This is a genomic window from Ruegeria sp. AH7 (assembly GCF_056541325.1).
The window spans coordinates 366508-379568 of sequence record NZ_JBQFYF010000004.1; the positions used below are offsets into that span (position 1 = coordinate 366508).

Annotated in this window: 9 protein-coding genes; 5 read left to right on the forward strand and 4 right to left on the reverse strand. The window is 54.9% G+C overall.

The features are described 5' to 3' along the window. Positions 1–3 precede the first annotated feature (3 nt). Both ACR0JX_RS12200 and ACR0JX_RS12205 read left to right on the forward strand, forming a co-directional pair. Positions 4–1062: a glycosyltransferase family 4 protein gene (locus tag ACR0JX_RS12200; protein ID WP_480544061.1), complete on the forward strand. Its 1059-nt coding sequence runs from the start codon at positions 4–6 to the stop codon at positions 1060–1062. Between the two features lie 128 nt (positions 1063–1190). After that, positions 1191–2372, forward strand: a complete 1182-nt coding sequence (locus tag ACR0JX_RS12205; protein WP_480544062.1) for a glycosyltransferase family 4 protein — start codon at positions 1191–1193, stop codon at positions 2370–2372. A 260-nt stretch (positions 2373–2632) separates the two neighbouring features. Here ACR0JX_RS12205 and ACR0JX_RS12210 read toward each other — a convergent pair whose 3' ends face one another. After that, complete coding sequence (locus ACR0JX_RS12210) at positions 2633–3340, reverse strand: sulfotransferase (RefSeq protein WP_480544063.1); 708 nt, start codon at positions 3338–3340, stop codon at positions 2633–2635. Between the two features lie 584 nt (positions 3341–3924). Between ACR0JX_RS12210 and ACR0JX_RS12215 the strand changes: the two genes are divergently transcribed. Next, positions 3925–5232 carry a lipopolysaccharide biosynthesis protein gene (locus tag ACR0JX_RS12215; protein ID WP_480544064.1) on the forward strand — a complete coding sequence of 436 codons (1308 nt, stop codon included), beginning with the start codon at positions 3925–3927 and terminating at the stop codon, positions 5230–5232. 76 nt (positions 5233–5308) lie between these two features. Further along, positions 5309–6469 (forward strand): glycosyltransferase family 4 protein, encoded by a 1161-nt coding sequence (locus ACR0JX_RS12220; RefSeq protein WP_480544065.1) that lies wholly within the window; start codon positions 5309–5311, stop codon positions 6467–6469. 19 nt (positions 6470–6488) lie between these two features. On the opposite strand, the gene ACR0JX_RS12225 is transcribed toward ACR0JX_RS12220, so the two are convergent. The 3 genes from ACR0JX_RS12225 to ACR0JX_RS12235 all read right to left on the reverse strand — a co-directional run bounded on the left by ACR0JX_RS12225 (position 6489) and on the right by ACR0JX_RS12235 (position 10747). After that, positions 6489–7484 (reverse strand): glycosyltransferase family 2 protein, encoded by a 996-nt coding sequence (locus tag ACR0JX_RS12225; protein ID WP_480544066.1) that lies wholly within the window; start codon positions 7482–7484, stop codon positions 6489–6491. 65 nt (positions 7485–7549) lie between these two features. Next, the gene (locus tag ACR0JX_RS12230) at positions 7550–9076 is read right to left on the reverse strand and encodes a hypothetical protein (protein WP_480544067.1); all 1527 of its coding nucleotides are present in this window, start codon (positions 9074–9076) and stop codon (positions 7550–7552) included. Positions 9077–9175: 99 nt separating this feature from the next. Next, positions 9176–10747 carry a carbamoyltransferase C-terminal domain-containing protein gene (locus tag ACR0JX_RS12235; RefSeq protein ID WP_480544068.1) on the reverse strand — a complete coding sequence of 524 codons (1572 nt, stop codon included), beginning with the start codon at positions 10745–10747 and terminating at the stop codon, positions 9176–9178. A gap of 537 nt (positions 10748–11284) precedes the next feature. Between ACR0JX_RS12235 and ACR0JX_RS12240 the strand changes: the two genes are divergently transcribed. Next, positions 11285–13057, forward strand: a complete 1773-nt coding sequence (locus tag ACR0JX_RS12240) for a carbamoyltransferase family protein (RefSeq protein WP_480544069.1) — start codon at positions 11285–11287, stop codon at positions 13055–13057. Positions 13058–13061: the final 4 nt, after the last annotated feature.

Below are 13061 nucleotides of genomic sequence, written 5' to 3' on the forward strand. Positions count from 1 at the left end.
CGCGTGAAGATCCTAATCATTCAGGGTGGTTTCGGCGCCGGCGGAGCGGAGAAGATCGTATCGATTTTGGCCGCGCATCGTGCTGAGCGTGGGGATGAGGTTCACGTGGCTGGGCTGACTATGCCTCCTAGTGGTTCGTATTTCCCTTTTCCCGACGAGGTTACGCTTCACGTCGCACAAGCGGGTGGTGGACAATTGGATCGGTTGCGCCACATCCGATCAGTGATCCAGCAGGTTGCCCCAGATGTCATCATTAGCTTCCTGACCAAGATCAACGTGCTGACCTTGATTGCGACGCTGGATCGTGCGACCCCGGTGATCATATCCGAACGAAACAACCCGCGCGCGCAGACCGCCAATCCGGTCTGGCGTCATGCTCAGAACCTGCTGGCGCGGCGGGCCCGCGCGGTTGTGATGCAAACACAGCGCGCCAGCGAGGATTTGCCCCGCGCGATACAGCGCAAGGCGCGGATTATCGCAAACCCTTGCGCATTGCCCACCGGCGCGCGCGAACATCTGGGAACAGGATCGTCAAATCTTGTCGCGGTGGGGCGTCTGGATCACCAAAAAGGATTTGATCTGCTACTTGATGCCATGGCGCAAATCCTGGCGGGCAATCCCGGTGCAAGACTGACCATCTATGGCGAAGGCCCCGCGCGCAAAGCGCTGGAGGCGCAGCGGGATAGGCTGCAGCTTGGAGATGTCGTCTCAATGCCAGGCTCCAGTGCTGCGCCGGGTGAATGGATGGACAATGCCGACATTCTGGTTTTCTCATCGCGTTATGAAGGGTTCCCCAATGTGCTGGCCGAAGCCACAGTCACGGGCTTGCCGCTAGTTTCGTTCGATTGCCCATATGGCCCGCGCGAGTTGATACGGCCCGAGGAAAACGGATTGCTGGTTCCGCCCGAGGATGTGGATGGTCTGGCGCAGGCCGTTCTGCGCCTGTCCTCATCGCCCGAGCTGTTGCAGAAGATGCGCGATGCGGATTTGGAAAGCAGGGTCTGGTTGGCCCCCGACAACATCCTTGCAGAGTGGGACGAAACAATTGACGATGTGGCCTAAGGCCAATTCTGCGCACTGACACAGCGAAGGTTTCTCCGGGTGAGTTATTTCAGCACCAAATCAACCAAGACCAGCCTGATCGTCACATCGGCGGATCGGAGTGTGCCGTGTTGCAAACTGTGAATACAATGACAGCTGAACAAAACGCCCCGATGCGCAAGATCGCGGTTGTGGCCAATCTGACCTCGTCGCTGATCAATTTTCGCTATGATCTGCTGCGCGAGTTGTCGATGCGCGCCGAAGTGATCGCCTGCGGCCCGGAACGTCACGCGCCCAGTGAAGAAGCGTTGCACGAGATCGGAGTGAAATTCGTACATTTCCCGCTGGCACGAACCGGGATGAACCCGATAGCTGATCTGAAAACACTGCGCAGCTTGCGCCAGATCTTTGCCGATTTCGCGCCAGATACCGTTTTTGCCTATACCATGAAGCCGATCATCTATGGCTGTCTGGCCGCGCGCCTGGCTGGGGTTCCGCAGAAATACGCGATGTGCACAGGCTTGGGCTATGTGTTCAACGCGCAGAACACCAGCTTGAAACGTCGTGCCGTCCGTGCCTTGTCTGCCAATATGTACCGACTGTCCTTACGGGGTGTGGATGAGCTGTTGGTCTATAACGCCGTTGACGAGCAGGAGTTCAAAGATCGTCGCATGGTCGGGCAGGGCACACGGCTGAGCGTTGTGCCAGGGTCGGGCGTCAATCTTGATAAATACGCGGCATCTGATCCACCAGATGGCCCGCCAGTCTTTCTTATGATTTCGCGCCTGCTGAAGGAAAAGGGCGTTTTTGACTACGTCGAAGCTGCCCGGCTTTTGAAACGCGACTATCCGCAGGCGCGGTTCCAGTTGCTGGGCCCTATGGATGCCAATCCGGATTCTGTTGGGCAGAAAGAAATCGATCAATGGGAACGGGAAGGCGTGATCGAATATCTGGGCGAAACAGATGACGTCAGACCTTACCTGCGCAATTGTTCGGTCTTTGTGCTGCCGTCGGCCTATCGCGAAGGAATACCACGCACGATCCTCGAAGCGATGTCGACAGGGCGTGCGGTTGTAACTACAAACGCACCTGGATGCGCCGACCCGGTGATCGAAGCTGAGACCGGTTTTGTGGTTCCGATACGTGATCCGCAATCGCTGAGCCAAGCGATGGCCCGTTTCTTGAGAAGCCCCGAGTTGATTCCGCAGATGGGGCAGGCCTCCCGCAGCCGGGCTGAGGCTGTATTTGATGTCCGGCGTATCAACACTATTCTGCTGCGCAAAATGGGTCTTCTGAGACCGGATCAACAGCTTTACTCATCTTCCGAGTGAACATCTGACCTGCGCGTAAAGTCATGCGGTGTGCTGTAAATAGTTGATTATTTACAGAATGATAATCGGTTTTTTGGGGGAAAATCATCAAACCTACGGGATTCCCCTAATATCCGCGGCCCACATGCTTTGGTAAGTTAGGTTCAACCTGAGATAAATACCGGTGGCGCCTTCGGGCACTATCACTCACTCGAAAAAATGACCAGCATTTGGGGTGCTGGTCATTTGCTTTATCAGGGGGTTGAATAGGGTTAGTTCGTCTAACGATCGGGCATCTGATACCCGTATTGGCCAAGGTCCAGCCCTGTCAGTTCTTGCAAAGCAGCGTTGGACTCGGCGAAGGCCCCATCAAACTGTTCAGCAGCATATTTGGCCGTGCGCCTTTCGATCATAGTATCCAGAGCGGTTGGGAAAATCCTGCTGAGTGGGCCGCTGAGCTTGCCAAATCTACGGGATGCGTTCGGCAAAGGAATGAATGCTCCGGCGCTGAGCTGGTTTCGGCTGAGCGTCCGATTGACAACCCGCTGAAGCACCTGAAAGCTTTGCGACCGTTTGGTGTTAGTACGGTCGAACTGCTGTTTCGAGGCTGCAACACCCAATCCGCCGCAAAGCTGTGCAACAAACGCGTCTGAATCCCGGACGAATTGTTCATATGTCAGCCCATGCACACGGTCTTCTCCGAACAGCGTTTGGTAGTATTTGAACAGGCGGTGGTAGTGATAGAATTCCGGGCTGAACATGGGCACGCGGCGCATCATTGGTTCGACCTGAGCGATGTATCGTTTGAACGATTTATGCCCGCCATCAGTGATGTATTGGCTGTACATCGACAGAATGCTGGACAGTTGTTCGCGGAAGACGATCAGCACATGGGCATTCGGGAATGTCTTCTTCAGGCGTTCAGCGATCATCGGGCTGTCGAATCCGCCGGTCGCCGGATAGCCAGAAAATCGTTCGTGCGAGAACACGGCGACTTTTCCTGATCCGTGGGCAGTATCCAGAAAATCAGCGTATTGTTCACGAACCGCGTCAGGATCAAATGTTAAAGGTTGCGGTAATACGAATCTATTCGACAAGACATATTTTGGCTCACCCGGCGGGGTGGTAAATGGCCCATCAGCTGCCGAAAACAACTGCTTTTGCAATGCAGATGTCGCGGTCTTGTGGTACCCAATGTGTATGAGAACTTTTGCTTGTTCCATATGGTGTTAATCAATACCCAAATTCAAATCGCAACCAAACGCGTTCGCACCAAAAAGGCAAGTCTTCACGACTTTTCCCCTCTGCATTCACCGGCCCCTATTGTAAGCTCTCTTTGTGGAAAACAGGATTCCAAAAACAGGACTGGATTTCGTTATCAAACTTCGCTTTTGTAAAAGGATACAAGTCCAAAAAACAAAATGATAGAACAAGTAACAGTTTGGAATCGCCAAAATTTGAAATTTAATGAGTGATGAAAGGTATTTGACCTGAGACGAGTGCCAAGGTTGTTTTGCACCATGTTAAGTTCAGGTGCCCGGGGCAACACCCGGAAGGAACATCCATCAAGACCATGATCCGTTTTGACGCCAAATCCCTGATCGGGCGGCTTGCAAAGAACATGTCCTGGTTGTTCTTGTCCCAGATACTCATCGCGGTGTTTGGGCTGCTGACTCTGATCATCACCGCGCGTGCGGTCGGCCCTGCTGCAGTGGGGATTTTGGCTTTGGTTGATGCTTATGTGCAGGTTCTTGACCGGCTGTGTCGGCTGGAACCGTGGCAGGCCGTGATCAAGTACGGCAGCGACGCGCTGACCGAGGAGGATACAAACCGCTTTGCGCATCTGATCAAACTGTCGGTTGTCATAGATATTCTGGGAGGCCTTCTGGCAGGCGCAATCGCCATCTTGCTAGCGCCGTTTCTCGCCCCGCTGATCGGCCTGCCCGAAGACGGCGGTTCAACCTATATCGTTCTTGTAGCCTTGGGATTGTTCCTGTCGCTGCGGCCCACCGGTATTGCAGTGTTGCGCGTTCATGACCGGTTTGATCTGCTAGCTGTGTCAGACATGGTGGTCGCCGGTTTGCGCCTTGTGGGCACGATCATTGTGTTCCTGCTGGATCTGGGACTTTGGGCGTTTCTGGCTCTGATGCTGATGCATCAGGTTTTGACTGGCCTTGTTGCCTTCTGCCTTGCGCTGCGCGAACTGAAACGGCGGGGGGTACACAGCTTTATGCGGTTGAGCCTCAGAACTGCGCTAAAGCAGAACCCCCGGTTCCTGCGGTTTTTGTGGAATTCGAACTTCAACGTGGTGCTGCGGCAATCAACCCAACGGCTTGACGTGCTTGTCGTGGGGGCGCTGCTGGATGTTACCTCGGTTGGTTTCTATCAAGTAGGCAAACGTATCATGACGAATATCGTGCGTATCGGCGGCCCGATCCGACAGGTCCTGTACCCTGAGATGACGCGGCTATGGTCCGCGGAGGAGTTCACCAAGTTCTGGAAACTTGTGCGCTATGTCTCGCTGGTGATGTTGAGCGTGTCGCTGGTGATTTCGATCCCGCTGGCATGGAAAATGTCTGATCTCGCGGTCTTGCTGTTCGGGGCCGAATTTGCGGGCGCTGCTCCGGTTATGACAATTCTGATGTTTGCGGCGGTGATCTATCTGGGCGGGTTGTCGTTAAATCCAACCATGCTGAGCATGGGGCTAGATCGGGCTTTGGTGCGGACAACAATGGTGGCGACCGGCATATTTGCGCTGTCGTTCATACCGTTGCTTTATGTCTTGGGGATCGAGGGTGTTGCCCTGTCCCATGTGGTTTTCAACATCGTCTGGACGACGGGATGCATCTTTGCCATCCGGTCACATCTGGCGCGGCAATAGGGGATCGCCAACATACTAAGAAACCACGTTTGAAAACCCCGCATTTACCAGTGATTTAAGATTAACGAGAAGACAAATGACCAAACGAATCCTGTTTCCTTTTGAAGGGGACACCGTCATCGGTGGAAGCCATGTCTCGGCCATGAAGCTGGCCGCAGGCTTGGACCGATCAAAATACGAACCTTATATTATTGTGCACTATCAGGATGGTCTGGCGGGGGAGTACGCCAAATCACTGGGACTGGACTATGAGGTACTTAAACAGCCTGCTCTAATGTCACCCGGGCAGATCAAATATGACGGGGATTGCGGGCCCGTGAAGTATTTGATGTCCAGCGTCCCGGGGTTCATCTCGGTTCTGAAGCGGATCAAACCGGATATCGTCCATACGAACGAAGGTCGGATGCATTCAAACTGGGCGCTGCCGACGAAACTGTCCGGTCGTAAGCATATCTGGCATCACCGGCAGGACCCGACCGCTTTTGGGATCAACAAGCTGGCCCCGGTCCTGTCGGACCATATCATCAGCGTTTCTCATTTTTCGAAACCCAGCAAGCCGGTACGGTCGGTGGATAAGAAGTTCACCGTGATCCGCAGCCCGTTCGATTTTAATCCCAACCCGCCCGATCCCGCGCAAGCACGGCAGGACGTGTTGGCCGAACTGAACCTCCCGTCCGAGGCGCTATTGCTGGGGTATTTCGGAAATTACGTTCCGCGCAAACGCCCTGATCATTTTGTCAAAGCGGTCGCTGCAATTCAAAAGGCCATGCCCGATGTGCCGGTGCACGGCCTGCTGTTTGGCAGCGTCGGCGAGCGGGGCGGTGAACTGGAGAAAACCTGTAAAGACCTGGCATCCGAGGCTTGGATGGATAGCCAGATTCACTTCATGGGCTTCCGCCAGCCGATCGACGGTTACATGGCCGCGATGGACGCCAATCTGGTCACCGCATTGGATGAACCCTTTGGACGCACATTGATTGAAACCATGTATCTAGGCACCCCTGTGGTGGCCACGCGGCACGGCGGCAACGTCGAGGCGATTGTGGAGGGCGAGAACGGGTTTCTTGTTGATCCCTTCGACGCCGAGGCGTTTGTCGAACCTGTTAAACAGATGCACAGTGACACAGCGTTTAAGGAGCGGATCATCGACGCCGGTCAGCGCTATGCCAGAGAGAATTTCGGGATGGCCATTCACATTGACGGGGTGTGCAAGATCTATAACCAGCTTCTGGGCTGAACCTGCACTGCACCCAAAGTCACTCTTTGGGTGCGTTTGTCTGAGTGACACCCGGGAACTGCAGATAGGACAGGCGCCGAATCTCGCGCCGTCCGCGCGCCAAGGAATCCAGGATCAAGGCGCAGACAACCGACAACATAGCAGCCACAAACCCTGCAACCGCCACAATCAGAGATGGGAACCTGCTGACGATCCCGGTTTGCAGGAACTCGTTCAAGACCGATAGGAACACTGACAACGATGGAAGAAAGAAGATCAGAGCCAGCGACATGAAGAAGACCATAGGTTTTTCTTCTTTGATCAACAGACTGATCATCTTGAGAATGCGCCAGCCATCCTTGAAAGTCGAAAGCTTCGAGGTTGATTCCGGCAGGCGCGAGAAATAGCTCGTTTGAACTTCGCCGATGGGCATGCGCATCTGCATGGCATGGACCGTCAGTTCCGTTTCGATCTCAAATCCGTTCGATAGGGCGGGGAAGCTTTTCACAAAGCGACGGCTGAACACGCGATAGCCCGACAGCAAATCGTTGATCTTGTCGCTGAAGAAGAACTTGACCAAGCCAGTAAACAGCGCGTTGCCGAACTTGTGTCCCCGCCGATAGGCCTCGGTCTCTTTGTTCACACGTGCGCCGTTCACCATATCCAGGTTCTGCGACACAAGCAGCTGAACAAGCTGGGGCGCGGCGGCGCTGTCATAGGTCGCATCCCCATCCGCCATCACATAAACATCAGCCTCGACATCCGCGAACATCCGGCGGACGACATTGCCTTTGCCTTGCAGATTTTCGGTGCGAACCACGGCACCCGCCTCGCCCGCGACCTGCGAGGTGTTGTCGGTAGAGTTATTGTCAAAAACATAGATGGTCGCGCCGGGCAGCGCTGCCCGAAACTGCGCGATGGTTTCGCCAATGGCAACTGCCTCGTTATAGCAGGGCAGGATCACCGCAATCTCAAGCCCTTGCAGCCAGAGCGCTTCGTCGGTGCCAACTTCATGTTCGGCTTTCGTCATAAGCATGACGCGCCCCTCAGCTTAGTTAAGTTGAGGAAGTGTAACCGCAGGGCAGGCCGGTCGGCACGTCGTTAATTGCCCAACGTGTTCAAAAGAGTTCCATCTGTTGTACGGATGACCTCTGTCAGGTTCAGTTCTTGCGTCAACTCGTTCTGAGTGGGCAGGTAGAACCGCCATGTCACATCATCGAAATAGGCAACAACGGCCGTTCCATTTGCCAAACCTTCCCGCATTTCACCTAGCGTTTTGGCATAGGGCCGCTCGGGGATTTCGAACCCCGTGCGTCGGTTGAATTTCATTGGTAACCAGGTGGTTTTGTACCCTGTGACCAGATGAACCACGTCTGGGGCATTGGAATACACAAATGTTTCGGGGTCCAGTTTGCTAATCTCAGCCGCCAGCGGCGATTGATACCATTTTGGACCTGCGAAAAAGATGCCCTCTTCCCGAAACTCGGTAATCAGATTTCCGGTTCTGGCTATATTTGAGATCAGAACCAACGCGCCGAGCCCTAACAGGGCCAGCCCGGTCCAGCGCTGCAAGCCGTCGCCCGCCACAAAGTGTGCGCAGTAGTGGGATCCCATGATAATCAGCAGCACATAGACCGGCGCAAAATACGAGGGTTTCAAAGGTAGATTTGGCTCGATCAGGATCGACAACAGCAGCAGCGCGAAATGACCAAATATATAGACAGTCGCCAACAGCGGGAACGTGGCAAACCGGTCATCCGCATCCGGCGCGCGCCTGACCACACGGGTCATGGTTTCGTGCCAGACAATCCAGATCAGCAGACCGATCAGAACCAGGCTGACAGCGATCTTCAGGATATCGGGCACCACATTCGGGAAGAACGACACCCAGATCGAGTTTGCGCCCTGTATCAGAATGGCCCATGTTGCGTTGCCCAGAAACGCAAACTCTCGCCCAAGTCCCGATCCACCGGCTGCGGCTTCGATGTATGACCACAGCATCAGCGGGGCGATCACCGCGGCCAGAAAGGCTCCGGCATGCAGCAAGCGGGTTTTTATACCCTGTGGTCCCAGAAAAAGGGGTGTCAAAACCCCCACGACCCAAATAGGCGCGCCATTGAAACGGGTCAGGAACACCAGAACCGACACAAGCCCGGCCAGTATTAGAAACCGCACAGCACCCGTGCCAACATAGACGCTCAGCAGTGCCAGTGTCAGCAGCATCAGAAAGATGAACATCCCTTCGGACAGGACGGTCACATGTAGTTCAAACACCAAAGGAGACGTTACGATCAAAAGCGCCGCAAAACCGGCGATCAGACGGGATGTTCCCAGCCCGCGCGCCAGTGCAAACGTCATCAAGGCGTTCAGGCATAGGAAAGACAGGTTGACCACGGTGGCCGCTGTCAGTGGGCCCATTCCAAGGCTTTCGACGATATCGATTGCCCAGATGTATCCTGGCGAATGCCCCTGAAAATAGAATGGAAAGCCAAGGTATGAGGCCGAATCCGGACGGACTCCGATACCCCACGGGGTCGCGGCAAAGAACAATACCACCGCAAGCAGCACTATCACTGCGCACCACATGAGATCGGGTTTTTCTACATGAATAGTATCGGCCGTTCTCATTGCCGGCCTCCCTTGATACGTGCTGAACACAGACTCATTACTCTTCATCACAATACTCGGAATTGAACTGTTTGTCCGGATGCCCGAACTTAGATACCTTCAACCGTCGATAATCTCGTAAAACGTGTTTCCTGCTACAAAACCATCCAGCCCGACCTGCCTCGCATAATGCGCCAGATCGCTGGAGGTGTTGATAAACCCGGAGTTTCGGAAGTTCAGTGAAGTATTGCACAGAACTCCGGTGCCCGAGATCGATTTGAACTCGGCCAGCAAGTCATAGAAAAACGCATTCTGGTCGCGCCGAACGGTCTGCACGCGGGCCGAGCCGTCCACATGGGTAATGGCTGCTAATTTCGGATCGGTCACCTGATGAAAGCTAAGCATATAGGGCGAAGGGCCTTTCATCGCGAAATGCAGCGCGGCGTCTTCTTCCATGCAAGACGGGGCAACGGGGCTGTTTTCTGCGCGTCCCTTGATCCGGTTCAACCTGGCGCGCGTCTCTGCTTTGAACGGGGCCGCGAGTATCGACCGATTGCCTAACGCGCGTGGGCCGATTTCACAATTGCCTCGCGTCCATCCAATGATCTTTCCGTCGTAAAGCGCTTGCGCGACGGTCTTCAGGTTCAGTTCCGAGGCCTTCAGCCCCTCCAACTCAACCTTGTCGTCAGAGAAAGACTGACCAGAATAGACAGACCAATCCAGTTTGGCTTGCCCCGTATAGTGTCGCATTGCATCGACAGCCGTACCAATTGCACATCCCGAATCCCCTGTGGTGGGCGGTACAAACACTTCTCGGAACAGGCCGCTGTTCTCCCATTGTGCATTCCAGTTCCCATTCAGGCCGCAGCCGCCGGCGATCAACAGCGGCAAACCCTCTTGCAGGTTTACTTCCGCGAACTGATGAAAACGCGAGAATATGGCGTCTGAAAGTTTGGTTGCCAGATTCTTGAGCCTCTGACTGTCAGTACCGATATTGAAAAACGGCGAGTTTACGAATGAGCTTTTGCGCAACGGGTGCGTGGTTAGGTCGACTGACAGGATCTGATCGATCAACGCCTGTTCATCTTCGTCCACCGGACCAGCCGCGCCAAAGGCGCAAGCGGCCATCAGGCGACCTGGGTCCGACGGGCGCATCTCACCGCCCGAAATCGGAAACTCGGGATCGGCGAGAGCATAGAGGAACGCGAACCGGCTGCCTGGTGCGGTCATCACTTGGCCCCGATGATGAATGTTCAGATTGCGGTCGATTTCATAGAAATCGCCTAAGGCGCCTTCCCACAAAAGCACGTAACAGGGCTCACCCTGAGCAAAGGGCGAGAGCGCATAGCTGCACCAGATATGAGCCCGTTCATGCGTGGACGAGTAGTAGTCGACCGTTTTACCAAAGAAGGTACGTTTGCCCACGCTTTCCGAGCCCTGGCCGATGCCGAAGTACCCCGCACCAGAGGTGGTGACATGATCCATTCCGCTGCTGGACCAGCCACTGAGAGCCAAAATCTCTGGCAGATCCTTGAACCACAGCCCCGCATCAATGAACGTATCCGGGGTCACCGGCGTGTATCGGGGAAAGCTGTTCTTTTCGGCCTCATACGAGAACAAGAGGCTTTTGTTCGTACAATCGATTCCCGCCACGGTGCCGTCATGGCCAGATTTGAACGACAGAATCTTCATCCCTTGCACCTCATCAATCGGGTCGGTGTCTTGTTCATCAGGATGCAACGCTACACGGGGCGGTTTTTGGGTCGAGCCCCGCTATAACACTTTGTTCTTGCTGCGCTCTTGCCATGATCCCGCAAAATCGAACGGGCTGAAACACTGGCGAGATGGGAACATACGCAAACCTGAAAATCGAAAACCAAACCAAATGCCAAACTCAACGGCTGCAACCTAACAGACCGGACAGGGGTGTTGTAAACACTCTTTTCCGAGGGCGCGGTGTTTGATCCTGTGAGGGTGGAAATCGTAAACGGATTCGACAAAAACAGGGGATTGTTCGCAGTTCAAAGCCAGTCAGCGCAAAGAGACATCTGCAGCGGATCGCACAATACCTCAGACAAATACGTTGATTTTCAGACCGTTCAGCCAGTTTCCGCAGACTTGCGTATTTTCTGTCGCGCTTGTGTGATCTACATCCTTGCACAGCGAATGCGAAGGCCGTTACGGTGTGCGCGTTGACGGCAGTTTATTTGGCCAAGGGTGTTTTAGGTTATGTCAGTAATTTTGGGTTTGGCAACGATGAACAACAGCGCAGCGGCGTTGTTTGTAGACGGAAAACTGGTTGCCGCGGTTGAAGAAGAGCGTCTGACTCGGGTCAAGAACGACGGTGCTTTTCCCCATCATGCAATCTCGGAAGTGCTTCGGATCGGTGGTCTGAAATTCGCAGATATCGACGAGGTCGCCGTGTATTGGCAGCCCTGGCGCATGGCCGGGCGCGGAATGGGCACGGTCCGCAAGATTTTGCAAAGCCCATCGGCGGCCAAAGGCGTGACAACGCGAATCGGCGCGTTGTTCTCGTCAGGCAGTGGCGGAGAAACGCCGCAGGACAGCGGCTGGATGGACCTGTTCAAAATCCGCAAGATTCTGACTTCGGAACACGGGCCTTGTGATTTCAAACTGCATTATATCAATCACCACTTGACCCATCAGTTGTACGCCGAAGCGATGCGCGATTGGGACAGTTTTGTATCGCTGTCTTACGATGGTGGCGGCGAAGAAAGCTCGACCATTGTCACCACGATGCGCAATGGCAAGCGTGAGCAGATTGCCGATCACCGCTGGCCAAATTCTCTGGGTCACTTCTATTCCGCTTTCACCGGCTTTCTGGGCTTTAAGATGCTGGAAGGCGAATACAAGATGATGGGGCTGGCCCCCTATGGCAAACCCATTTACCGCGATGCGATCTTGAAAGAGATCCTGCTGTTAGAAGACAATGGCGGCTACCGGGTGAACACCACGTTGTGCGACTATCACTCGGCCCTGCGCGGTGTGTTCCACCCCCGTTTGGAAGAACTGTTCGGCAAGGCGCGCGAGCCCGGAACTGTGCCAAATGAGCGTCATATCGATCTGGCCGCTTCGGTTCAGGCAGCATTTGAAGACGCGCTGCACCACGTGCTAGAGCCGGTCCGCAAAGCCAATCCCGACCTGCGCAAACTGGTTATCTCCGGCGGCTGTGCGCTGAACGTGACGGCAAATGGCACATTGATTTCGAAAGGGACGTTTGACGAGATCATCATCCCACCCGCACCGCATGATGCGGGTTGTGCCGTTGGCGCGGCACTGGCTTGTATCCCGCATGATCAGGTCGACATGGCGTCAGTCCGCAACCCCTATCTGGGTGCTGAATGGGACGAGGCGTCGATCACCATGGCGTTGAATGACTATTGTGCGCAGCCACAAACTGCGCTGCCGCAGGATGAGCTGATCGAAAAGGTTTCGGACCTGCTGGCCGATGGCAAGATTATCGCCTGGTTCCAGGGCCGGGCCGAGTTTGGCCCGAGGGCACTGGGCACTAGATCGTTCCTGGCCGATCCCCGGCAGGACAGCATCCGCGATGACATCAACGCCAAGATCAAGAAGCGCGAGCATTTCCGACCCTTTGCACCCAGCGTCGCGGAAGAGGCTGCGGCGGACTTTTTTGAGATCGACCAAACCAGCCCTTACATGAACATCGTTGCCCGCGTGCGCGATGACCGGGCAAAAGACATCCCGGCCATCACCCATACGGATCAGACAGCGCGCGTGCATTCGGTTTCGCCAACAGCCAACCCGATCTACCACGCCTTGCTGACGAAGTTCGGTAAAAAGACCGGAGTGCCGGTCCTGCTGAACACTTCGTTCAACATTCAGGAACCGATCGTCTATTCGCCGCTGAATGCTTGCGCGACCTTCGCGGCCTCGGGTGTAGATGCGCTGGTCATCGGGGATTTCGTTGTGCTGCGCGAGGCATTGAAAGAGGAAAGCCCTAGCAAAGCAGTGGCGTGACCAC

Bases quoted from the DNA above. Each gene is read 5' to 3' on its own strand.
- ACR0JX_RS12205 (WP_480544062.1), top strand. From the start codon at position 1,191: ATGACAGCTGAACAAAACGCCCCGATGCGCAAGATCGCGGTTGTGGCC.
- ACR0JX_RS12215 (WP_480544064.1), top strand. From the start codon at position 3,925: ATGATCCGTTTTGACGCCAAATCCCTGATCGGGCGGCTTGCAAAGAAC.
- ACR0JX_RS12220 (WP_480544065.1), top strand. From the start codon at position 5,309: ATGACCAAACGAATCCTGTTTCCTTTTGAAGGGGACACCGTCATCGGT.
- ACR0JX_RS12225 (WP_480544066.1), bottom strand. From the start codon at position 7,484: ATGCTTATGACGAAAGCCGAACATGAAGTTGGCACCGACGAAGCGCTC.
- ACR0JX_RS12230 (WP_480544067.1), bottom strand. From the start codon at position 9,076: ATGAGAACGGCCGATACTATTCATGTAGAAAAACCCGATCTCATGTGG.
- ACR0JX_RS12235 (WP_480544068.1), bottom strand. From the start codon at position 10,747: ATGAAGATTCTGTCGTTCAAATCTGGCCATGACGGCACCGTGGCGGGA.
- ACR0JX_RS12240 (WP_480544069.1), top strand. From the start codon at position 11,285: ATGTCAGTAATTTTGGGTTTGGCAACGATGAACAACAGCGCAGCGGCG.